General features: G+C 50.9%; 20 protein-coding genes. 19 read left to right on the forward strand and 1 reads right to left on the reverse strand.

All coding sequences use genetic code 11. The features are described from left to right. The first annotated feature begins 114 nt into the window (after window positions 1-114). Entirely contained in the window at window positions 115-261 is a 147-nt protein-coding gene (locus tag ABCW45_RS05055) for a hypothetical protein (RefSeq protein ID WP_015553355.1), read from the forward strand. Continuing rightward, a complete protein-coding gene (locus tag ABCW45_RS05060) occupies window positions 261-452 on the forward strand; it encodes a hypothetical protein (RefSeq protein WP_117469206.1) in 192 nt (63 codons plus the stop codon). The genes ABCW45_RS05055 and ABCW45_RS05060 overlap by 1 nt, the downstream gene beginning before the upstream one ends. A gap of 128 nt (window positions 453-580) precedes the next feature. Here the strand turns inward: ABCW45_RS05060 and ABCW45_RS05065 are convergent, their stop codons facing one another. Further along, window positions 581-1,903 carry an N-acetylmuramoyl-L-alanine amidase family protein gene (locus ABCW45_RS05065; RefSeq protein WP_343220416.1) on the reverse strand — a complete coding sequence of 441 codons (1,323 nt, stop codon included), beginning with the start codon at window positions 1,901-1,903 and terminating at the stop codon, window positions 581-583. Between the two features lie 432 nt (window positions 1,904-2,335). Between ABCW45_RS05065 and ABCW45_RS05070 the strand changes: the two genes are divergently transcribed. The 17 genes from ABCW45_RS05070 (at window position 2,336) to ABCW45_RS05150 (ending at window position 24,105) form a co-directional block, all read left to right on the forward strand. Then, on the forward strand, window positions 2,336-4,312 hold the full coding sequence (locus tag ABCW45_RS05070) for a thiamine pyrophosphate-binding protein (protein ID WP_343220417.1): 1,977 nt from the start codon (window positions 2,336-2,338) through the stop codon (window positions 4,310-4,312). 157 nt (window positions 4,313-4,469) lie between these two features. Beyond that, window positions 4,470-5,423: an NAD-dependent epimerase/dehydratase family protein gene (locus ABCW45_RS05075; RefSeq protein WP_117469209.1), complete on the forward strand. Its 954-nt coding sequence runs from the start codon at window positions 4,470-4,472 to the stop codon at window positions 5,421-5,423. Between the two features lie 265 nt (window positions 5,424-5,688). Beyond that, entirely contained in the window at window positions 5,689-6,651 is a 963-nt protein-coding gene (locus ABCW45_RS05080; protein WP_343220418.1) for a glycosyltransferase family 2 protein, read from the forward strand. Beyond that, the gene (locus ABCW45_RS05085) at window positions 6,648-8,846 is read left to right on the forward strand and encodes a glycosyltransferase family 2 protein (RefSeq protein ID WP_343220419.1); all 2,199 of its coding nucleotides are present in this window, start codon (window positions 6,648-6,650) and stop codon (window positions 8,844-8,846) included. The genes ABCW45_RS05080 and ABCW45_RS05085 overlap by 4 nt, the downstream gene beginning before the upstream one ends. After that, window positions 8,843-9,829, forward strand: a complete 987-nt coding sequence (locus ABCW45_RS05090) for a glycosyltransferase family 2 protein (RefSeq protein WP_343220420.1) — start codon at window positions 8,843-8,845, stop codon at window positions 9,827-9,829. Before ABCW45_RS05085 ends, ABCW45_RS05090 begins: the two co-directional genes overlap by 4 nt. 329 nt (window positions 9,830-10,158) lie before the next feature. Further along, window positions 10,159-11,577, forward strand: coding sequence for an undecaprenyl-phosphate glucose phosphotransferase (locus tag ABCW45_RS05095; RefSeq protein ID WP_117469303.1), 1,419 nt, complete (start codon window positions 10,159-10,161; stop codon window positions 11,575-11,577). Between the two features lie 16 nt (window positions 11,578-11,593). Then, entirely contained in the window at window positions 11,594-13,354 is a 1,761-nt protein-coding gene (locus ABCW45_RS05100; protein ID WP_343220421.1) for an LCP family glycopolymer transferase, read from the forward strand. A 534-nt stretch (window positions 13,355-13,888) separates the two neighbouring features. After that, complete coding sequence (locus tag ABCW45_RS05105) at window positions 13,889-14,845, forward strand: phosphate ABC transporter substrate-binding protein (RefSeq protein ID WP_343220422.1); 957 nt, start codon at window positions 13,889-13,891, stop codon at window positions 14,843-14,845. 167 nt (window positions 14,846-15,012) lie between these two features. Beyond that, window positions 15,013-15,996: a phosphate ABC transporter permease subunit PstC gene (gene pstC, locus ABCW45_RS05110; protein WP_343220423.1), complete on the forward strand. Its 984-nt coding sequence runs from the start codon at window positions 15,013-15,015 to the stop codon at window positions 15,994-15,996. Window positions 15,997-15,999: 3 nt separating this feature from the next. Continuing rightward, window positions 16,000-16,878, forward strand: coding sequence for a phosphate ABC transporter permease PstA (gene pstA / locus ABCW45_RS05115; protein ID WP_343220424.1), 879 nt, complete (start codon window positions 16,000-16,002; stop codon window positions 16,876-16,878). Between the two features lie 96 nt (window positions 16,879-16,974). Next, window positions 16,975-17,736 carry a phosphate ABC transporter ATP-binding protein PstB gene (gene pstB, locus ABCW45_RS05120; protein ID WP_343220425.1) on the forward strand — a complete coding sequence of 254 codons (762 nt, stop codon included), beginning with the start codon at window positions 16,975-16,977 and terminating at the stop codon, window positions 17,734-17,736. 2 nt (window positions 17,737-17,738) lie between these two features. Further along, entirely contained in the window at window positions 17,739-18,401 is a 663-nt protein-coding gene (gene phoU, locus ABCW45_RS05125) for a phosphate signaling complex protein PhoU (protein WP_343220426.1), read from the forward strand. Between the two features lie 352 nt (window positions 18,402-18,753). Beyond that, the gene (locus ABCW45_RS05130; RefSeq protein ID WP_021905563.1) at window positions 18,754-19,200 is read left to right on the forward strand and encodes an ACT domain-containing protein; all 447 of its coding nucleotides are present in this window, start codon (window positions 18,754-18,756) and stop codon (window positions 19,198-19,200) included. 4 nt (window positions 19,201-19,204) lie between these two features. Then, window positions 19,205-20,416: a homoserine dehydrogenase gene (locus ABCW45_RS05135; protein WP_343220427.1), complete on the forward strand. Its 1,212-nt coding sequence runs from the start codon at window positions 19,205-19,207 to the stop codon at window positions 20,414-20,416. Further along, a complete protein-coding gene (locus tag ABCW45_RS05140) occupies window positions 20,413-20,754 on the forward strand; it encodes a DUF2752 domain-containing protein (protein WP_117471657.1) in 342 nt (113 codons plus the stop codon). The genes ABCW45_RS05135 and ABCW45_RS05140 overlap by 4 nt, the downstream gene beginning before the upstream one ends. Window positions 20,755-21,105: 351 nt before the next feature. After that, on the forward strand, window positions 21,106-22,200 hold the full coding sequence (locus ABCW45_RS05145; protein WP_117566641.1) for an S-layer homology domain-containing protein: 1,095 nt from the start codon (window positions 21,106-21,108) through the stop codon (window positions 22,198-22,200). A gap of 141 nt (window positions 22,201-22,341) precedes the next feature. Beyond that, on the forward strand, window positions 22,342-24,105 hold the full coding sequence (locus ABCW45_RS05150; RefSeq protein WP_343220428.1) for an efflux RND transporter periplasmic adaptor subunit: 1,764 nt from the start codon (window positions 22,342-22,344) through the stop codon (window positions 24,103-24,105). Window positions 24,106-24,121 lie beyond the last annotated feature (16 nt).

Below are 24,121 nucleotides of genomic sequence, written 5' to 3' on the forward strand. Positions count from 1 at the left end.
ACTTGCGTTCAAAAACCACTTTTCAATTGCCGGAAAATGTATTATATATTTAAGTAAAAGGAAGTGGACGCAGGAAAGGGCGGCTGCTGACGAGGCGTAAGGGGGACGAAAACAATGAGCATGGAGAGACATTGCAAAAATGCTCTGGAAGAAGAAAACCAAAGGCTTCGCGAAGAGAACGACAGGCTGATGGACATTGTGGTACAGATGAAATGCACACTGAACCGCCTGGTGAAAGAGTATATTACGGAAAGTAAATAGTGAGGAAAGGCAGCGCAGGCGAGTATCACTGGGAGAAGATCAGCGGAAGATGGCAGTTCATCGATGGAAGGTGGTATTATCTGAATCCTGTCTCCGACGGAACCAGAGGAATTATGTGCGCAAGGAAGAGAACTCCGGACGGCTGGCTTGTAAAAGAGGACGGCAGTTGGGATGAAGAAGCAGGAAGATAAAAGGATAATTACAGTATAGAGATAAAAGGTGCCGGACTCTGAGCGAGAGAGTCCGGCACCTTTGCAATTATGCATTTTGTAAGAGTCCCAGAGGACTCAAACTTTATCTATGGTGTGGATGGTCAGCGTTACTGCACGATTCCGGTCGTATCCACGGTCCAGATCTTGCCGTTCGCGTCTTTGATGTCCTTATATCCGCGTCCCAGCTCCGGCTTCGCGGAGGAAGTGGAGGAAGCGGATGCTTTCTGCACGTTTCCGGTGGTCCCTACGAGGTAGGTCACGCCGTTTAAATCAGCCGGTGCATATCTCTGGTCGGCGGTGGCGTCCTGTCTTTTTCCGTAGACGTAGAGGATGCCGTCGCGGAGACCGTGGTAGCCCTGCCCTTTCTTGTCACCGTCGGTGTGGAAGAACCAGTTCTCGGTCTCACCGGTCTCCTCGTTGTAGATCGCCTGTTTTCCGGTCTTTACGATACCGTCCTCACCGAAGTAAAAGTTTGCGATCTCATCGTTCGCCACGTTCGCGATCTGTCTGCCTGTCTGCATGATTCCCAGGTCACTGAACGCATACTTTTTCGCGTTGATGGTGAACAGGGAATTTCCCTTTTTATCGGAAACATACGGCTTTCCGGCCTTAAAGTAGAAGGTGTAGACCTCATCTGCAGCGTGGATCCCGGAAATGCCCTCGATGGAGCGGAAACCTTCGGCGCGCTTTCCGTCCCCGGCTGCTCCGTAGTACTGGTAGTCGGTGATCTTCGGGGATGCGGCGTTGCTGTCTGTCACGTCAGACTTGGACGGCATCAGGACCCAGCCCGTCTGCATCTTTCCGTCGATGAAGGTGTAGTAGCTTCCGTCGATCTTCTTATCGTACTGGGTGGTCACCATCTTGCCGTCGGAATTGAAGTAGTACCAGCTCTCGGAAGCGCCCGGTGCGTGGCTGTTTTCCTCTAAACGGATCCAGCCGGTCCGCATGAAACCGTCTTTTTCTGTTCCGAGGTAGTAGGTCGCCCCGTCAATCTCCGTCTTTCCTGTTGCCATATGGCCGGATTCATCGAAATAGTACCATTTGGAGTCGAATTTCACCCACTTGGAGACAGCGGACTTCCCGTCCTTCTCAAAGTAGTACCAGAAGGTATCCGGTGTCTCCGGGGAGTCCGGATCTTCCTCATTCTTTAACTCCACCCATGCGTTTGTGACCATCTTTCCTTCGTCATCCACATAGTACTCGTCGATCTTTGCGCTTTTTACGATCTGTCCATCTTCACCGAGATAGAACCAGTCTTCTCCGCGCTTTCTCCAGGCATCGGTGGTGAGGTACCCGTCCTCATCGTAGTAGACCTTTGCGTCGCCTTCTGTCACCCAGCCGTAGGATGCCGCATAGACCGGCAGGCCGGAGACCATCATCATAAATGCTGCCGCGGACAAGACCGCAGCAATCTTTGTCTGTTTTTTCATAATCGTTTTCTCTCCTTTTTGATATGAAAATTGAAATGTTTTGTCGTGGTGTTTTCGTTTACGGGCTGATTATAACAGGCTGTGGAGGCCGGATTCCAGTGTAGGTTCCTGGCATATCTGGAACGCCGTGGAAAGCATTTCATGGGATGGAAAATGCGGAAAATTAAGGCGGAGAGTGCCGCCGGGGAAGACCTGCGAAAACCGTAACTGTTCAGTACCTTCACAGTTACATGCAAAAATCCATTCCAAATCGGCTACGCCGATGGGATTTTTGCCTTTTAGCCTAGGTTTTCTTACGGTCAGCGCAGCAAGTGCGCAGACCTACTGAACAGTTACTGAAAACCTTACAAAAATATGATCTACTGGACTGTATGCGGTCCGCATGGTATAATCGAGAAAGGTATTATCTTGAGAGAGGAGAAGGTTTCACTTATGAGAATGAAGGTTTCTGATTATATTGCCCAGAAGCTGGTAGACGAGGGCATCACCGACGCGTTTATGGTGACGGGCGGAGGCGCGATGCACCTGGATGACGGACTTGGACATCAGCCGGGACTGCATTGCTATTTTAACCATCACGAGCAGGCCTGTGCCATCGCGGCTGAGGCCTACGCGAGGATCCATAACAAGATCGCGGCTCTCTGCGTGACAACAGGTCCCGGCGGAACAAACGCGATCACCGGAGTAGTCGGCGGATGGCTCGATTCGATCCCGATGCTCGTCTTATCCGGACAGGTCCGCTATGACACGACCGCCCACAGCACAGGACTGGGGATCCGTGCGATGGGGGATCAGGAATTCGAGATTACAAAAGCGATCGACTGCATGACAAAGTACAGCGAGATGGTGCTGGATCCGATGCGGATCCGTTTCTGTCTGGAGAAATCACTTTATCTGGCGCAGACAGGAAGACCGGGCCCGTGCTGGCTCGATATTCCGTTGAATGTTCAGGGGGCATACATTGAGACGGAAGCGCTTCTCGGATTTGATAAGGACGATTACGAAGCAGGCGGAACCGGCTGGTCCGGTCACGGAACCGGATGTTCCGGATGTACGATCTGCATGATGAATAAAGTTGAAGGAAAACCGGCAATGATCCCGTCCGATGTGAGCGGACAGGGCGAAAAACGTGTGAAACTGCCGGATCCTGTGACAGTAGAGCAGGCGAGAGAAATCTTAAAGAAGGTCCGCGAGGCGAAGCGCCCGGTGATCAATGCCGGAAACGGAATCCGGATCGGAAAGGCGTTCGATGTATTCGCGAGAGTCGTAAAGAAGCTTGGAATCCCGGTTGTCACTGGCTGGAACAGCATCGACTGCATGTATGACACAGACCCGCTCTATGTGGGACGTGCCGGACATATGGGTGACCGTGCCGGAAACTTTGCGGTACAGAACAGCGATCTCTTATTGTCATTGGGAAGCCGTCTCTCAATCCGTCAGGTGGGCTATAACTACCCGACCTGGGCGAGAGAGGCCTATGTGATCTACAATGATATCGACGCCGAGGAGTTAAAGAAACCGACGGTCCATGTTGACATGCCGGTCCATGCTGACGTCAAGGACCTTCTCGAGAAGCTGGAGCTCGTCCTCGATGAGGAAGAGTTCGATCCAAACGGTGGAGCAAAGGACAAAGAAGCCGTAGACTGGTGGATCAGACGCTGTCAGGAATGGAAAGAAAAATATCCGGTCGTTCTTCCGAAACACTATGAGGCTGGTGACGACGAACCGGCAAACGTATATGCCGCGATCAAGGAGATCAGTAAGCGCGTCGAGGAAGATCAGATCACCGTTGTGGGAAATGGCTCCGCGTGCGTGGTAGGCGGACATGCCTATGAGATGAAGAAAGGACAGCGGTTCATCAGCAACTCTGCCATTGCGTCCATGGGTTACGACCTTCCGGCAGCTATCGGTGCCTGGGTCGCAGACCATACAAAGGACATCATCCTTGTGACAGGTGACGGAAGTATCCAGATGAATCTTCAGGAGCTCCAGACCATCGTTCATCACCATATGGGAATCAAGATTTTCCTGATCAACAACGGCGGTTACCATTCCATCCGCCAGACCCAGAAGACCCACTTCCATGAGCCGTTAGTGGGAATCGGCGTGGACAGCCACGACTTAAGCTTCCCGAGCATGGAGAAGCTTGCATGGGCATACGGTTATCCGTATGTGGCAGCCCACCACAACAGTGAGCTCGGCGAGGCGGTCGAGAAGACACTTGCCATGGACGGTCCGGTGATTTGTGAGATCTTCGTGGATATGAAACAGGGCTTCGAGCCGAAGGCAGCCGCAAAGATGCTGCCGGACGGAACCATGGTATCCGTACCGCTCGAGGATCTGGCTCCGTTCCTTCCGGAGGAAGAGCTGAAGAAAAATATGATTATTCCGTTAGTAGAGAATAAATAAGAAGATTCAGTGTGCCTGGGACATGGAACTTAGAAGAAAATGCAAGATGGTTCAGAAAATTTCTACCCGTGTACAGTAACATCATGTACAATATACAGGCAACCGGGAGTAAGATGGATGATTGATCAGCGTTAAATGAGGAAAGGGGCAGCAGAATATGAATATCATCATGACAGGTTCGACGAGCTTTGTCGGCGCAGCAACGGTGCGGGAACTCTTACGGAGAGGGCACACGGTGACCGCCATTGTGCGCCCCAAATCCTCAAAACTTGATACGATCCTTGAGGGAAATGAGGAGGCACTTTTATCCGGGCGTCTTCTCGTGACGGAAAATGATCTTTCCGAGCCGGAAAAACTTTTAGAAAAAGTGACAAAACCGCAGGACGTGTTCTGCCATTTCGGCTGGGGCGGATCCGGGAGCGCGTCAAGAACGGACAAGGCGCTTCAGGAGAAGAATATGGAGATCTCCCTGGAGACGATTCGGACGGCGAAAGCCCTAGGCTGTAAAAAGTTCCTGTTCTCCGGCTCCCAGGCGGAGTACGGAATGCACCAGGATCTGATCACGGAGAACACGGTCTGCGAGCCGAAATCCTTGTATGGAGAGGCGAAGCTTGCCATGCGGGAAAAGGGAGAAAAACTCTGTGATGAACTGGGACTGCGGTACATTCACGCCAGGATCTTCAGCGCCTACGGCCCCGGGGACCACCCGTGGACGTTAGTGGAGTCCTGTTTGGACATATTCTTAAGTAATAAGGAAATGTCTCTGGGGGCATGTACCCAGAAGTGGAATTTCCTCTATATCGACGATCTGGCTAGAGGGATGGCGGCACTCTGCGAAGCCCCGGAAAGTGCGTTTGAGGGACTTGAAAATCCTGTATTTAACTTCGGCGGTGCTGAGACAAAGGTATTAAAGGAATTTGTGGAGGAGATCCACGAACTCTGCGGCGGACAGGGCGAGAGCCAATACAACACCCGCGGGGAGAACGCCGAAGGTCTGATCAATCTGATGCCGTCCATCGAAAAGCTGGAGACGGTGACGGGATGGAAGCCAGAGGTCGATTTCAAGACCGGAATTACAAGGATGATCGCGCTCAGAAAGAGAACCATTTAACTGAACGAGAAAGCAATTCTGGGGTGGCAGAGAGGGCAGCAATCAGTTGAAAATGCAGACCGATCACAGATTGGGAAAAAATGCCGCGAAATACGTCGAGTATTGACAAAACAGAAAAAATGGTTACAATGATAAAAGTTAAAGACTAGGCAACAATTTAGAAAAAAAGTTCAGCAGATCGGCGCCCGCCGCACTGCTGAAAGAAACTGACAAAGGTGCCCGAAGGTACCGGTCAGGTAAAATTTAAGGAAGAAGAAAATATAACATGAAAAAAATCAGCGTTTTGATTCCATGCTATAACGAGGAGGAGAATGTCGTTCCGATCAGCGAAGCGGTCATCGGCATTATCACAAAAGAACTGCCTCAGTACGACTATGAGCTGGTCTTCATCGACAACGACTCCACCGATAAGACGAGAGAACTGCTCCGCATGCTCTGCGCGAAGAATCCGAAGATCAAGGCGATCTTCAACGCGAGAAACTTTGGACAGTTCAATTCTCCATATTATGGAATCCTTCAGGTAACCGGTGACTGCGTGATCTCCATGGTGGCGGATTTCCAGGATCCGGTGGAACTGATTCCGAAGTATGTCCACGAGTGGGAGAATGGCTATAAGATCGTCATCGGAATCAAGACGAGCAGCAAAGAGAACCCGGTGATGTACTGGCTCAGAAGCTGCTACTACAAACTGATCCGGAAATTATCCGACGTGGAGCAGATCGAGCACTTTACAGGATCCGGACTCTATGACAGACAGTTTATCGAGGTCTTAAGAAACTTAAACGATCCGACCCCGTTCCTTCGCGGGATCGTTGCGGAGTTAGGCTTTAAGAGAAAAGAGATCCCGTACGAGCAGCCGAAGCGCCGCGCGGGAAAGACCCACAATAACTTCTATAAATTATATGACGCAGCAATGCTCAGCTTTACATCTTACACAAAAGCGGGCCTGCGTCTGGCAACCTTTTTCGGCGCCTTCTGCGGTGGCGTGAGCTTTATCGTAGCAGTCATATATCTGATCATGAAACTCTTATATTGGGACCGCTTTATGGCAGGTATGGCACCGCTTCTCATCGGAATGTGTTTTCTTGGATCTGTCCAGATCTTCTTTATCGGCCTGCTTGGCGAGTATATCATGAGCATCAATACCCGTGTGATGCACCGCCCGCTCGTTGTGGAGGAGGAGCGCATCAATTTTGATACACCGGTCGGTGCACAGGAGGAAGTATGAAGTACAGTGTTGAAGTGATGAGAGTCCGGGAGCAGACGATCCAGTTAAATGGCTGGGCTGTTGAGAGCAACCCGGATTCCGTGATCACCTACCGGGTCGAGGATGAAGCGGGACAGCCGGTGAAGGCAAAGATCGTTCCGACGAGAAGAGATGACGTGAGCCAGATCTATTATAAGAAGATCATCGACCGTGATCTCGGCTTTGATATCCGTTTTCCGTATGAACATGGAAAGAATTATTATCTTGTGATCTGCGGCGAGAAGAAGACGACCCGTGTGAAATACAGCGATATGACGATCCGCAGAAAAACCGGCGCGGCAAACCGCAAGGTACAGAAGCTCATGAACCTTATGAACATGGAGACAGTCCATGTTGCCTGGGACTTCTTAAAGGAAAATGGCCTGAAAGCCCTGATCTTAAAATCCAAGCACAAGATCCAGGGGATTGATGACGATTACGACTACGCAGAGTGGTGGAATCTCACGAAACCGTCAGAGGAAGAGCTGGAAGAGCAGAAGAAAAAGAAGTTCGATTATATGCCGAAATTTTCGATCGTGATCCCGGTCTATAAGACTCCGGAGAAATTCCTGAAGGAAATGCTGGACTCCATCGTGGAGCAGACCTACGCGAACTGGGAACTCTGCATCGCGGACGGCAGCCCGGCGGGTGAGAGTGTCGAGAATGTTTTAAAGAAATATGCGGAGAAAGACGCGAGGATCCGCTATCAGGTACTGGGGGAAAACCGCGGTATCTCCGGAAATACGAACGCCGCCCTTGAGATGGCAGAAGGTGATTTCATTGTTCTTGCGGATCATGATGACCGTCTGACACCGAACGCGCTCTTTGAGTGCGCGAAAAAACTGAATGAGAATGAAAACTGCGATGTCCTCTATTCCGATGAGGACAAGCTTGACATGGATGGGGATGAACTGTTCGACCCGCATTTCAAGCCGGATTTCAATCCGGACCTGTTGACGAGCGTCAACTATATCTGCCATCTGTTTGTGGTGAAAAAAGAACTGCTCGATAAAGTCGGCGGTTTCCGGCCGGAATATGACGGAGCCCAGGATTACGACTTTATTTTCCGCTGTACAGAGAATGCAAAGCAGATCTGCCATATCCCGAAGGTGCTCTATCACTGGCGCTGCCACCCAAATTCCACGGCGAGCAACCCCGAGAGCAAGCTTTATGCCTTCACAGCCGGTTCCCGTGCCATCATGGACCACTATAAGAGAGTGGGCATTGAGGCAGAAAAGGTGGAAAAGGGTGTGGATTACGGGATCTATCACACGACGTTTGAGATCAAGGATGACCCGCTGGTCTCTGTAATTATCCCGAACAAGGACCACACCGTGGATCTCGATAACTGCATCCGCCCGATGCTGACGGAGGGAACCTATAAGAACCTGGAGTTCGTCATCGTGGAGAACAACAGTACGGAACAGGCGACCTGGGATTACTACGAGAAAATCCAGAAGGAGTTCCCGAACGTGCACGTTGTCCGCTGGGAGAGAGAGTTCAACTACTCCGCGATCAACAATTTCGGCGTACAGCACGCAAAGGGTGAGTATCTCCTGTTCATGAACAACGATATCGAGCTGATCGCAAAGAATTTCGTGGAAGAGATGCTTGGCTTTGTCCAGAGGGAGGACGTGGGGATCGCCGGAGCGAGATTGCTCTACGAGGATGACACGATCCAGCACGCCGGTGTTGTTATCGGTTTCGGCGGTATCGCCGGTCATACGTTTATCGGACTTCATAAATCCGAGAACAGCTATTTCAACCGTGCGATGTGTGCCCAGGATTACAGCGCGGTCACAGCGGCCTGCATGATGAGCAAGCGCTCCGTATTTGACGCTGTGGGCGGATTTACGGAAGAGCTCGCGGTGGCTTTCAATGATATTGATTACTGCATGAAGGTGAGAAAGATCGGAAAACTTGTAGTATACGCGCCTTATGCGGTGCTTCACCACTATGAATCCAAGTCCCGCGGACTTGAGGACACACCGGAGAAGGTGGAGCGATTTAACCGTGAGATCGCCACCTTCGCGAAGCGCTGGCCGGAGATCCTGAGAGACGGAGATCCGTACTACAATCCGAACCTGACACTGAGAAAATCAAATTTTGCGCTGCGTGACCTGAAAAAGGAAAAAATCGGGGAACCATATAAACTGGAGGTACCGTTAGACGAATGAAGACAACGATCATAATTCCGAATTACAACGGACTTTCGTTTATGGAACCGTGCTTTGAGGCACTGGAAAAGCAGACGACAAAGGATTTCAAGATCCTGGTGGTGGACAACGGTTCCACGGACGGCAGCGTGGAGTGGCTGAAGGAGCGGGAGATCCCGTCGATCTTTCTTCCGGAAAACACTGGCTTTTCCGGTGCAGTAAACGTGGGGATCAGGGCGGCAGATACGCCTTATGTGATCTTATTAAATAATGATACAAAAGTGGCTCCCCACTACGTCGAAGCGTTGGAGAGGGCCATGGACCGGTCGGAGAAGATCTTTTCCGTCAGCAGCAAGATGATCCAGATGTACCATCCGGACCTCATGGACGATGCCGGAGACATGTACAGCGTCCTCGGCTGGGCGTTCCAGCGGGGCGTCGGGCGTCCGGAAAAGCTTTATAAAAAGAGCTGCCGCGTCTTTACGGCGTGTGCCGGTGCGGCAATCTACCGCCGGGAAGTGTTTGAGACCATCGGATACTTCGATGAGATGCATTTCGCCTACCTCGAGGATATCGATGTGGGATACCGGGCGAAGCTTTACGGATATGACAACGTATTCTGCCCGGAAGCTGTGGTGTACCATGTAGGCAGCGGGACAAGCGGATCGAAGTATAATTCCTTTAAGGTGAAGCTTGCCGCGAGGAATAATGTGTATCTGAATTACAAAAATATGCGCACCTGGCAGGTACTTTTAAATTCTCCGTGTCTTCTCGCGGGAACATTTGTAAAGTTCCTGTTCTTTAAAAAGATGGGATTCGGAAAAGACTATGTGTCCGGATTCCTTGAGGGGATCAAAACATTAAAGGACTGTAAACGCGTCCCTTCCTTTAAGGGAAGATTACAGCGGGAGATCGGGATCCAGCTTGAGCTGATCGCCGGAACCGCAGTCTATATTTATGAGTTTTCCAGGAGACAGGCGGCGAAGCTTGGAGCGAAAGCCTGAGATTCTTCGCCGGACGCTGTGGGGCCGGCTCAGTGCGGATAGACTGAACGGCTGCTTTTATGCAAAATAAACGAATAATTTACGGAAATCTCAGATTTTCTTAAGAAATCGTTTATATGCAAATAGGTAAATTTTATGTATACTATGTATGCATATTTTTTATGATGGCGGTACTATGTCCGGAGGAGTGACCTTAGAAAGGCAGTCTGCCGGGGCATGGTATAGTTGAAAATACCTGCCGTGGGGAATTGGCTGGCGCAGCTGTGCATGCGCTGACCACGGAAAGAATTCTGACCGGCATGTTCCTTGGAAAACAGGGTGAAAATTATATGATCAAAGATAATCAGAAGAGCCTCAACCGTTTTCACGTTGTGCTTGACGCCTTCGTGACCGCATTCTCTTATCTGCTTGCATGGTTTATCGTAATCGGAAGCGGATGGGCGAACCTGCTCGGAAAACGGACACTTGAGGTCGGTTTTTATTTTGGCGCGCTCCTTGTCATTATTCCGGCGTATCTGCTTTTGTACTCCTTTTTTGGACTGTACACGCCGAAGCGTGTACTCGGACGCAGAAATGAATTCGGAAAGATATTCAAGGCAAACACGATCGGACTCCTTATTTTTGGTCTGATCCTGTACTTTGGAAGAAAAGAGCCGCATCTCTACAACTTCTCCCAGAGACTGGTCGTATATTTCTATGTGCTGAACGTGGCGTTTATGACCATTGAGCGGAATGGAATCCGGATCGTGCTTCGTTCCATGCGCTCAAAAGGATACAATCAGAAACATATCCTGTTAGTTGGCTATTCCTCCGCAGCGGAAGGGTTTATCGACCGGGTAAACAAGAATCCGGAATGGGGGTACACGATCCGCGGGATCATTGATGATACGAAGGAACGCGGAAGTGAGTATAAGGGAGTAAAGGTCATCGGCTGCATCGAGGACCTCGACTATATTTTAGAGCAGAACAGTCTCGATGAGATCGCCGTCACACTGAGCCTGAGCGAGTATGAAAAACTCCGCCATATCGTTGCTCTCTGTGAAAAATCCGGCGTGCACACGAAGTTTATCCCGGATTACGGGAACATTATCCCGACGATCCCGTATATGGAAGATCTCCAGGGCCTGCCGGTGATCCATATCCGCCGCGTTCCGTTGAATGATCCGATGAATGCGATGGTAAAGAGAGCCGTCGATATCGTGGGTGCGATCGTGGGGATCGTACTTTTCTCCCCGATCATGCTGATCGTGGCAGTGCTCATCAAGCTGACATCTCCGGGACCGATCATTTTTTGTCAGGAACGTGTCGGCCTTCACAACCGGCCGTTTAAAATGTATAAATTCCGTTCCATGACGGTTCAGGATCCGGGCAAGGAGAAGAGCCGCTGGACAACAAAGGGAGATGCCCGTGTAACTCTCATCGGAAAAATTATCCGCCGTACAAGCATCGACGAGGTGCCGCAGTTCTTTAATATCCTGATTGGTGATATGAGTCTTGTGGGTCCGAGACCGGAACGGCCATTTTTCGTTGAAAAATTTAAGGAAGAAATCCCGCGATATATGATCAAGCATCAGGTCCGTCCGGGCCTTACCGGCTGGGCGCAGGTGAATGGTTACCGTGGAGACACTTCGATCATTAAACGGATCGAGCATGATCTCTATTATATCGAGAACTGGACACTTGGTCTTGATTTCAAGATCATGTTCCTGACGGTTTTCAAGGGATTCATCAATAAAAACGCTTACTAAGACGAGGACAAATGACATGAATTATGAAGACGAATTAGACCGTTCCCGCGCCAGAAAGAGCAGACGGCGTGAGAGCGAGAGTGAGACGTCCGCAAAACGCCGCACTCACAGGACGGAAGATCTGTATTCTATGAGTGCTGACCCGGGAAGCCGTGCAGGCCGTGCCGCAGCAAAGAGCCATGGGGCAGCTTCCCACAATCACAGAAGACGGAAAAACGGAAACAAGAAGAAAAAGATCATCATCGGTGTTCTGATCGCCCTGATCGTTCTGGTCCTGGGTTTTGCCGCAGCGGTTTACGGCTATATCCGGCACAACTTCGGAAAGATGAACGGACAGAATAATTTTGATATTGCGGACGTTCGGAATGAGAACATCTCTCTGGAAATGAGAGATAAGATGGAAAAAGGCTACTGGACCATTGCGGTATTTGGCCTGGACTCCCGTGACAATTCCACAGGAAAAGGCAACCAGTCCGATGTTATCATGATCGTGAACTTAAATCGTGAGACCGGAGAGATCAAGCTGGCATCCGTATTCCGCGACACTTACCTGAATGTGAGCGACAAGAACACATACAATAAGATCAACGCGGCATATGCGATGGGTGGTCCGGAACAGGCCGTAAAAGCCCTGAATAAGAATCTGGATCTCAACATCACCCACTATGTAGCGTTCAACTGGAAGGCAGTCGCAACAGCGATCAACATCCTCGGCGGTGTCGACATCGATATCAGTAAGTCCGAGTTCTACTACATCAACGCGTTCATCACAGAGACGGTAAAAGGTACCGGAATTGGTTCTGTACAGTTAAAGAAAGCAGGTGTGAACCATCTGGATGGCGTACAGGCCGTTGCCTATGGACGTCTTCGTCTGATGGACAGTGACTATGCGCGTACAGAGCGCCAGAGACTTGTAATCCAGAAGGCATTCGAGAAGGCGAAAAAGGCAGACTTTGCGACATTAAACAGCCTGATCGGCAATATGTCCGCGATGTGCGCGACAAATATCAATATGAATGATATCCTTCCGATGGCGAAGAATGTCACGAAATACCATCTCGGTGAGACGACCGGATTCCCGGCAGCCCGCGGAGAGCAGAAGATGAAGATCGGCAAGCTGAAATTGTCCTGTGTTATCCCGCAGACACTCGTGAGCAATGTTACAAGCCTTCACAAGTTCCTCTATGGTGAAGAGGACTACAAGCCATCCAGCACGGTCCAGACGATCAGCAATAAGATCGCTGAACTTACTGGACTGAATAAGGCTGGCAAGGAAATCGATCATGTAGCGACGGATCAGGGATATATCCCGAAGGGCGAGACGGAGGCCACGACACTTTCCGCTGAAGAGGAGAGTAAGCAGGAGAGTCAGGAAGAATCCCAGATGGAGTCCATGCTCGAAGAATCCAAGAAGGAATCTGAGAGCACGGGTGAAACTGAGACAGGACCGGACGGCAAGCCGATCGAAACTTCTTCCGGAAGCCATGAGACCAGCGCCGCTTATGAGACGGATGAGCATGGAAATATCTATGTGAAGCCGACAGAGAGTCACGCAGTGAGCCCGACAGATGAGGCGGAGACTTCCACGGAGGAGTTCCGTCCGTCAAATCCGCAGGAGACCACAGCGGAGAATCCGGTGGGACCGGGATATGAAAAGTCCACCGCTGTTCCGGAGGCGACCACAAGCGCCGGCCCGGCAGCCCAGACAGAAGGACCGAGTTCTGTGACTGTTCCAGGCGGAACAGTTGCACCGGAAGGTCCGGCTGCTGGAGTTTAGGAACAAGGGCCAGGCAAAAAGGTTATAAAGGAAATATAGGATCTTAAGGATCAAGACGCATCGTCTGATTGATTTGGAAGAAATATTCCAGACTACCAGATGGTGCGTCTTTTTTTGCGTGCAGCGGGCCATATCCATACCTGTGCGATAACGGTACTACTGTGAAAAATCTCGACAAATGGCTGATTTTTTTGAATTCGCGGTAGTCCGGCACAGTGGAAAGGTTTTACCCGGCTATATTTTCAAACGAAAATCTGAATTTACAATTTACATAGATTATACAAAGTAGTTACCGAACCATGGTTTTTGGTTTCGGGGATTCGTGATAAAAATAATACTGTACAGAGAAAGAAAAAACGTAACTATTCAGTACCTTCATTAGTTACGTGCAAAAATCCATTCCAGATCAGCTTCGCTGATGGGATTTTTGCCTTCCAGCCTATGTTTTCTTACGGTCAGCGCAGCAAGTGCGCAGACCTACTGAATAGTTACGAAAAAACAAAAACAAAGACCTTTGAGGAGGAGAAAAGAATTATGAAAACAAGAAAAGTAATGGCACTTGCAGGTGCAGGAGTATTAGCAGTCAGCATGATGACAGGATGCGGAAGCAGCAGTAGTACAGCATCCACGACAGCAGCAGCGACAACAACTGCGGCAGCAGCAGAGACAGCAAAAGAAGCAGCGACAACAGCAGCAGAGAAAAAAGCAGATCTTACAGGATCGATCACAGCGGCAGGTTCTTCCGCATTAAAACCGCTGGTTGACGATGCAGCAGACATGTTTATCGAGAAATACCCGGACGTTTCCATCACGATCGACGCAGGAGGATCCGGAGAGGGCTTAAAGCAGGTTTCCGAGGGAACCGTAAATATCGGTAACTCCGATGTTGAGGCCTCCGCAAAGCTTGACGAGACACAGGCAAAAGAGCTTGTTGATCATCAGGTATGCGTAGTCACAATGGCTCCGATCGTAAACAACGATGTAAAAGAAGGCGGCGTTGAGAATCTTACAAAACAGCAGCTCATCGACATCTTCACAGGAAAGACAACAAACTGGAAAGAGGTTGGCGGACCGGATGAGAGCATTGTCCTTGTAACAAGACCGACATCTTCCGGTACAAGAGCAACCTTCCAGAAATACGCTCTCGACGGAAACGAGGAAGCTTCCAATACTTCCATGGAAACAGATGATTCCGGTGTTCTTCTTCAGAATGTAAAAGATACAAAGGGTGCGATCGGATATGTAGCACTTTCCTATCTGACAGGTGATGCGGGAGTTGCAACCGTAGCGATCGATGGCGCAGAGCCGACACTTGAAAATACATACGCTGGAAAATATCCGGTATGGACATTTGAGCATATGTATACAAAGGGTGAGCCGGACGAAGTTGTAAGCGCATTCCTTGACTACATCATGTCCGATGAGTACGGCGCAAAGATGGAATCCTTAGGATACGGCGTATCTTCCAAGATGACAAATACTGAGCATTAATTGAGACAAAACTTAAGACCGGGCAGTGAGCCATGATCCGACCGGATGAAAGAAAAAAGAGGACATGGACAAGAGAGCTGCGAAACAGGGGCGGGGCAGACGAATCTGGCCCGCCCCGATATGATTTATGATAGAATTTGCTTCGAATATAGGAAGCAGGAGGACTTATGAAGAATGGTAAAGAAAAAAGCATGTTCGTCAGAGAATATCTGTGGCGGGATCTGATGACCGTCTGTGGACTGTTCGTAATTCTTCTGACGATCGTGATCGGCGCGTTCCTTGTATACAAGGGATCATCCACATTCCTGGTTTACAGACATTCCTTCCTGGAATTCTTAGGATCTGCAGACTGGGCACCGGAAGATAATATGGCAGGCGGCGGCAGCATCGGTGCGCTGATCTTCATCGCTGGGTCGCTCTGCACCTGCGGCCTGGCACTTCTTATCGCGACTCCGTTTTCCCTGGGATCAGCGATCTTCATCACGGAGATCTCCCCGAAGTTCGGAGAGAAATTCTACCGCCCGGTAGTCGAGATCTTTGCCGGAATCCCATCGGTTGTCTACGGATGGGTGGGACTCACAGTGCTTGTACCGGCGATCAAGACCGTGTTTGACCGTCAGGTGGGACATTCTATCCTGGCAGCGGGGCTGGTCCTCGCGGTCATGATCTTCCCGACGATCACAAGTGTTGCGGCGGATGCCCTTCACTCCGTACCGAAGGAATGCAGAATGGCAGCGTACGGACTTGGCTCCACCCGCTGGCAGACCATATACCGGATCGTAGTTCCGGCGGCAGCGCCTGGAATCATTTCCGGCGTGATCTTAGGTCTCGCGAGAGCCTTCGGTGAGGCCCTGGCGGTTGCCATGGTCATCGGTCAGACAACAGCGCTTCCCACAAGCATTTTTTCAACGACAAAGACTCTGACCACCGAGATCGCGGCCCAGATGGGCAACGCCATGGAGGGCGGCGAGATGAAATCCGCACTCTGGACCATGGCACTGCTGTTATTCGCAATCTCCCTGTTCTTCATCTTCCTGATCCATCATGTGACAGCGGTAAAGCCGGAGAAAGAAGAAAAAACAAGCACTTCTGTGAAAACCAGCACGACCGCAGTGCCGGTAAAGCAGTTCGCAGCAAAGGGGGAAAATTAGACCATGGAAAGTAAGATCAGACGTTCACGCGGTGTGGACCGCGTTATGACAGCCATTTTCTACCTGGTTGCGATCTTCTTCTTCGCTCTTCTGATCGGCTTTGCGGGTAAGGTCATCATCGGCGGTCTCATGGGGGCAAAACCGGATATGTTCCGCTTCGCGAGAAAAGGAAGCATCGGAAACCAGTTGTTCAACACGATCTATCTCGTATTTATCTCCCTGCTGGTATCCATCCCCCTCGGTGTCTGCGCCGGAATTTATCTGGCCATGTATGCGAAACAGGGAAAAATGACAAAGTTTCTGAGAATGTGTATCGAGACACTTTCTTCCCTTCCGTCCATCGTTGTGGGCCTGTTCGGATACCTGGTATTCCTCGTATTCTTCGGAATGGGAAAGAGCCTGATGGCGGGTGCCCTCTCCGTATCGATCCTGACACTTCCGCTTATCACGACGACCACCGAGGATGCCATCAAGGGACTCCCGGCGGGATATTTTCAGGCGAGTTTAGGTCTTGGAGCGACAAAATGGCAGTCCATCTTCCATGTACTTCTCCCGGCATGTCTCCCGCGCATCATGACAGGCGTCATCCTGGCGGCGGGACGTGGATTCGGTGAGGCGGCGGCGCTCCTCTACACTACAGGATCCGGAAGCGACCTGCGCTGGGGCAACTGGAACCTGGCAGCCCCGACCTGCCCGTTCAACCCGTTCCGCCCGGCAGAGACATTGTCGATCCAGATCTGGAACCTTCAGGTAAACGGTCAGGACAAGGCACTGGCAAACACCGCCTCCGCGGTCCTTATGATCCTGGTCCTGGCATTCAGCATTGGCGCGAACGTGTGGAGCCATCATCTGAAGAAAAAGAGCTCCGGCGAGGCAGCATAAGAAACATTCGGAAGAGGACCTCAATGGAAGATCCCTGACGGAGAAGGAATGAAACCCTGAAGATGGCATACGAGAGTTTTAGAGAGGAAAACATATATGACTGATATAAAACCGAAATTTGATATCGAAAAGCTGAATCTGCATTACGGCGCGTTCCATGCGCTTAAGGACATCAATATGCAGATCAGCGCCCACGAGATCACCGCGTTCATCGGACCGTCCGGCTGCGGAAAATCGTCATTTTTAAAGACATTGAACCGGATGAACGATCTTGTGGAGAATGTAAAGATCGACGGAAAAGTGGAGCTTGACGGACAGAACATCTTTAAGGATATGGACGCGATCACCCTGCGCCACAAGGTCGGCATGGTATTCCAGCAGCCGAACCCGTTCCCGAAGAGCATCTACGACAACATCGCTTACGGCCCGAGGATCTTCGGAATCAGGAAAAAGGCAGATCTCGACGAGATCGTTGAGAGAAGCCTGCGTCAGGCAGCGATCTGGGATGAGCTTAAGGACCGCTTAAATAAAAGCGCCCTGGGACTTTCCGGCGGACAGCAGCAGAGACTCTGCATCGCGAGAACCCTGGCGGTGGAGCCGGAGGTGATCTTGATGGATGAGCCGACCTCCGCCCTGGACCCGATCTCCACATCGAAGATCGAGGACCTGGCGATGGAATTAAAGGATAAATACACCATTGTGATCGTCACCCACAACATGCAGCAGGCGGCGCGTATCTCTGACAAGACAGCGTTCTTCCTGTTAGGTGAGGTCGTCGAGTACAATAATACAAGTGATCTGTTTGCGAACCCGAGGGACGAACGGACAGAAAGCTACATCACAGGGAGGTTTGGCTGATTATGAGAGACGCGTTTTTAAAGCAATTGGAAGAGCTGCATAAGATGTTGGCGGAGATGGGACTGCTCTGCGAGAAAATGATCGACGGGACTTACGAGGCATTGACGAACATGGACCGGGAGCAGGCGGCGAAGATTCTACAAGACGATGCGAACGTGGACTTAAAGGAGAGAGATATCGAGAGCAAGTGCTTGAAGCTTCTCTTAGAGCAGCAGCCGGTGGCGAGTGACTTAAGAAAGATCTCTTCCGCATTAAAAATGATCACAGACCTGGAGCGTATCGGTGACCAGGCGGGCGATATCGCGGAGATCATCAAGACCACAGACCTCTTAGAGCCGGTAAAGGCGACAAGACTCGGCGAGATGGCAAAAGCCGTTGCGTCCATGGTCCGCGAGAGCATTGAGAGCTTCGCAAACGAGGATCTCAGGAAGACAAAGGAAGTTATCGCCTACGATGACGTGATCGACGATATGTTCTCCCAGGTAAAGAAAGAACTGGCAGACGGTATCTTAAACGGCGAGGCCACCCAGGAACAGATCCTGGACATCCTCATGATCGCCAAATACTACGAGCGCATCGGCGACCACGCCACAAATATCGCGGAGTGGGCAGAGTATGCGATCACTGGGGTACATAGGAACAGTGAGCTGGAGGAGCATCTGTAAAAAGAGAAAAATTCCGAAACCGGAATTAAAACTGAAAAACTGGTAAAAACGATCCGGAATGGGAATAAAAAGTGGAGAACCTGATCTGCAGGTTCTCCCTTCTTGTTTTAAGAGCAATAACGTTACTGTACACGGGTAGGAATTTTCTGAACTGAAAATTCCGTACGATACACTTCTGGTAGCAGATTTTGCCAGACAGCGAACATCTGCTTGCATAAGTATCCAAAATATGCTAAGATTCTTGCGTACACATGTTTTTCTGGGACGCACATATGGTAACGTGCCAGAGCAATCGATGAAACGTATGATTTCGGTAATAAAAAAGAAATTTTTAGCTTGCGAGGTCTGATATATGGAGAAAAAAAACAAATATTATGTGGTACGTGACAAAGCGCTGCCGGAAGTCCTTCAAAAAGTCGTTGAGGTGAAACGTCTGCTTGAGGCGGACAAGAACATGACGGTGCAGGAGGCGGCGGAGCAGGTGGGATTAAGCCGCAGTTCCTTCTATAAATATAAGGATGATATTCTTCCGTTTTCCGACAACACGAGAGGAAAGACCGTGACTCTTGTGACCCAGATGATGGACGAGCCGGGGCTTCTGTCTGACCTGCTCCACATCGTTGCGGATTACCGCGCGAACATCCTTACGATCCACCAGACGATCCCGGTAAACGGATCCGCGACGGTAACGCTCAGTGTGGAAGTCCTCTCCGACACGGGAAATGTTGCCGGTATGGTTGAGGAGATCGAGCACTTAAAAGGCGTACAGAATGTGAAAATTTTAGGAGTGGAGAAATAGACGGATGAAAGCGGCAATTATGGGATACGGAACCATCGGCTCCGGCGTGTATGAGGTTCTTGATAAGAACTGCAAAAGCGTAGAAAAAAAGGCTGGAGAGCCGATAGAAGTAAAATATATCCTGGATCTCAGGGAGTTTCCGGGAAGTCCTGTGGAGAAGCTTGTGATCCATGATGTGGAACAGATCGTAAATGACCCGGAGATCGGGATCGTTGTGGAGACCATGGGCGGAACAAAACCGGCCTACGAGTTTGTAAGGCGCTGCCTGCTCGCGGGAAAGCATGTGGTGACTTCCAATAAGGCACTGGTTGCGGCCAATGGGACAGAACTGATCCGGATCGCCGCGGAAAAGAACATCAGCTTCTTGTTTGAGGCGAGTGTCGGCGGCGGTATTCCGATCATCCGCCCGCTTGTGGAGTGTCTCGGCGGTGAGGAGATTTTAGAAATCTCCGGTATCTTAAACGGAACCACAAACTACATCCTCACAAAGATGAATGAGGAGGGATGGAGCTTCGAGGAGGCGTTAAAGCGCGCTCAGGAATTGGGCTACGCGGAGCGCAACCCGGAGACGGATATTGAAGGATATGACACCTGCAGAAAGATCGCGATCCTGACTGCGGTCGCAACAGGAAAAGAAGTAAACTACGAGGAGATCCCGACCCAGGGAATCACAAAAATCACTTCCATGGATTCCAGCTACGCGGCACATATGGGTGCGGCGATCAAGCTCTTCGGAACCAGCGTGAATAAAGATGGAAAGATCTATCTGGAGGTCGTGCCGGTCCTCGTGGACGCGAAGGACCCGCTGTATGCGGTGACAGATGTGTTCAACGGAATCCTCGTTGTGGGAAATATGCTGGGCGCGTCCATGTTCTATGGAAGCGGAGCAGGGAAACTGCCGACAACCAGCGCCGTTGTCGGGGATATGATCTCCGCAGTCCGTTTCGGCGATGAGCCGGAGAAGATCGGCTGGAGCAGCGAGAAGCTTGAGGTACATCCGGCGGCTGAGCTTTCCAGAAAGTACTTTGCACGGTTTGAGGGTTCTGAGAGAGCAAAGAAAGAGGCCGTTGCGGCAGCTTTCGGTGACGTGAAATTTGTGACACTGGAAGGAACAGATGAGTTCGCGGTTCTGACCGGTGAGATGACAGGGGGAGAGTTCGACTCGGCAGCAGCAAAGGTCGGTGGACTGCGCCAGAAGATCGCAGCCAGATTATGATCCCGACATGGTTCCGGATGCCATGCCTGTTTCAGATGATGACCGGGCTTTACTGTCCGGGATGCGGGGGAACGAGAGCCGTCCGGGCACTCCTTTCAGGGCATCCGGTACTAAGCTTTCTGTACCATCCGGTGGTGCCGTATATGGCATCGGTAGCTGTGTGGGCTGCGGCTTCCTGGATCCTGTATTTTGCCACGGGAAACAGGAGATTCCGACCGGAGTTGGATGACCGGATCGCTTACGCAGCGGCGGGGATCGTGATCTTAAATTTTATCATAAAAAACGGACTTCTGGTGTTCGCCGGGATCGATGTGATCGGGCGGCTGCCGGGGGTGTGAGAATAGGGAGAAGACCTGGAGCGGGTACCGAAAGTGGTATCTGTTCTGGGTCTTTTTTGTTTCATGCCACAATTTTGCCGCAGATATGCCCTGTTTTGTGTGACATCCTTCACAGTTTGAACACAGGTCGAACACAGAGGAATCACAAGTTTCTGATAGAGTTTATTGCAGAAACGTAATAAACAGTAAGAAAAATGCAAGGAACCAGGAGTATATGTACTTTAAAAGTACAAAGATCCCGTGATGACGAGTGTACGCAGCAGTCAATGGAAATCAGGCAATGGATCTGGAAAGAGATGACCTGCAGGGGCTGATGATCTGGCGGTCAAGGCGGATGAAAGGAGAACGGAAATGAGAAGAGGAAAGATAATAGCGGTCAGTCTGACGGTCTGTGCGGTGGGGGCCGGAATGACGGTGAACGCTTACGCGGCCAGCACCACATTTGAAATGAGGAAGAAAGCGGTGAGCCTGCTTGGAATTATAACGACGAGTAATTACCAGGCGAATGTGACGAGAGGTGAATTTGCGGAACTCCTCGTAAAGGCATCGGACTACAAGGAGGCGGCAAACGCGGCGGGAACCGTATCTGTATTCGCGGATGTCTCCTCAAAATCCCAGTATTCTGCGGCGATCCGCACGGCGGCGACGAACTCCTGGATGTCCGGTTATCTCGGCGGAAACTTTAAGCCGGACGAGGGAGTTACGATGCGGGATGCCATCAAGGCAGTCCTGGGAGTCTTAGGATACACAAACGAGGATTTCTCCGGAAGTCTTCAGGAGAGCCGCCTTGCGAAGTTCAAGTCCCTGTCCCTGGATTCTGGGATCTATCGTGATCTTGACGAGGTCCTCACGAGGGAAGACTGCATCAACCTGTTCTATAACCTGATGAAGGCGAAGACAAAAGAAGGAAACCAGTATGGCAGCAAGGTATTTGACCTGACCTACAATTCCGACGGCGAGATCAACACATCCTCGATCCTGGATAACAGTTTAAAGGGACCGAAGATCTTAGACAATGACAGCCGGAACTTAAAGAGTCTTGTTCCGTTTTCCCTGAAAGACGCTACCATGTTTTTAAACGGCGAGATGTCCGATGAGAGCGAGATCAACGATTACGCCACCGTGATCTATTACCACGAGGAGACAAAGATGATCTTCGCCTATTCCAACGGCGGCGAGAACAAAGGCGCCACGGAGGGCCGGATCAAGGCGATCTACTACGATTCCAGCGACCCGTTCACACCGGTGAAGGTGGTCTTAAACACCGATTACCAGGACAACGGCGGTGAGGGCGATGAGTTCCAGATCAGCGGGTCGGAGCTCCAGTATCTGTTCTCCGTCTACGGAGAGTTTGAGGTGGGTGACAAGATCGCAATCGTGTGGGAGAAGAGCGGAAGCGACGAGAATGCGACTTATACGGTTGTAGATGTTGTTGGAGATTATTGATTAGTTACGAATATACATATAATACATGAAATAGAAATACCGCAGAAGGAATGCGGGTAGAGAAAATTAAGGCAAGGAAATTCAGATCTGGAACATAGTTAAGAGAAGCGGAAGATTTCAATAGACAGGAAAGGAACGAGTATGGAGAACGAAAAGGTGGCCGCAGAGAAGAAACGGAAAAAACGGAAAGGAAAAAGCGGAAGGATCGTGATCGTGCTTATAGTGGTTCTGGCAGCGCTGCTTGGCGGATTTTTCCTCTATAAGAAAAAGACCACGAGCCAGAAAAGTCAGGGTGACCAGTCCGTGTCAACGGCGACAGTGAAGCGAACGGACATCAATTCAGAGCTCACGGCGTCCAGTTCCTTGTCCCCGAAGGACACCTACGAGGTGACATCCCTGGTGGAAGGCGAAGTCATCGAGGCGAACTTTGAGGAAGGCGATGTTGTGGAAAAAGGTCAGGTCCTCTACCGGATCGACGCATCCTCCATGGACTCTGACCTGAGTTCAGCCCAGACCAGCCTTCAGAGGGCGAAGGAGAGTGCCCAGACGGCACAGTCCGCTTACGCCGAGGAGACAGCGCGGATCGCCGGAAATACATATCGGTCCACAGTGTCCGGATATATCAAGACTCTCTATATTAAAGAGGGTGATAAGGTAAATAGTGGAACGAAGATCGCGGATCTCTATGATGACTCTGTTATGAAGATCACAGTCCCGTTCCTCTCAGGCGAGGCGGCGGAGATCAACGTAGGTGACGAGGCAGCAGTGACTCTGGAGGACACCGGCGAGAAGATCTCCGGTATGGTCACGATCGTCAGCAGCATGGAGGAGACACTCTCCGGCGGACGTCTCGTAAAAAACGTGACGGTCGAGGTATCAAACCCAGGCGGACTCACGACAGACACCGCGGCATCCGTGACCGTTGACGGATTTGTGTGCAGTGCCGAGGGAACATTCAAAGCGAAAACGGAGACAACTCTCAGCGTGGAGCTCTCCGGAAACAAGAGTCTCGAGATCGAGAATCTTCTGATCCATGAAGGTTCTTATGTGGAGAAAAACTCCGAGCTGTTCCAGGTGACCACAAAGACGGCGGAAGAGTATTTAAAGGAATTCAAGGACGCGGTGGAGAGCGCGGATGACAACCTGGAAAACGCGGAGAACAAACTGGGCAATACCCAGGACAGTGTGGATGACTACACGATCACAGCGCCGATCTCGGGGACAGTGATCACAAAAAACGCGAAGGTTGGGGATAAGATCTCCAAGAGTTCCAGCGGAACGACCACCATGGCGGTGATCTACGACCTGTCCACCATGACACTGGAGATGTCCGTGGATGAACTCGATGTCTCAAGCATCAAGGTCGGACAATCTGTGGAGATCACGGCAGACGCGGTGGAAGGTGAGACATTCACAGGAACCGTCACAAATGTGAGTCTGCAGAGCAGCTACTCCAACGGTGTCACAAACTATCCGGTGACAGTGACTCTGGATGATACGGGAAGTCTTCTTCCGGGCATGAACGTGGATGCGAAGATCATTCTCGACAGCTCTGAGAATGCTCTGGTGATCCCGGCCAGCGCGCTGATGCGTGGAAACAGAGTGTATGTGAAGAAGAGCACCGGCTCCGGAAAATCCGGCAGCAGCAACGTCCCGGACGGCTTCGAGGTGGTCCAGGTGACAACTGGAATCATCAACGACGATTATGTGGAGATCCTTTCCGGCCTCTCTGAGGGGGACGAGGTCTACATTTCCTCCGATTCCGGAAGCTCGACGCAGACCGATCAGATGCAGATGGGCGGCATGGGCGGTCCTGGCGGTGATATGGGCGGAGGCGTACCGGGCGGTCCTGGAGGAAACGGCGGAAATGGCGGCGGCAACGGCAGCGGACGAAGATCTCAGTAGTGCATAGGAGATAAAT

This window comes from Pilosibacter fragilis, from assembly GCF_032490495.1.
In the GTDB taxonomy this organism is placed as follows: domain Bacteria; phylum Bacillota; class Clostridia; order Lachnospirales; family Lachnospiraceae; genus Pilosibacter; species Pilosibacter fragilis.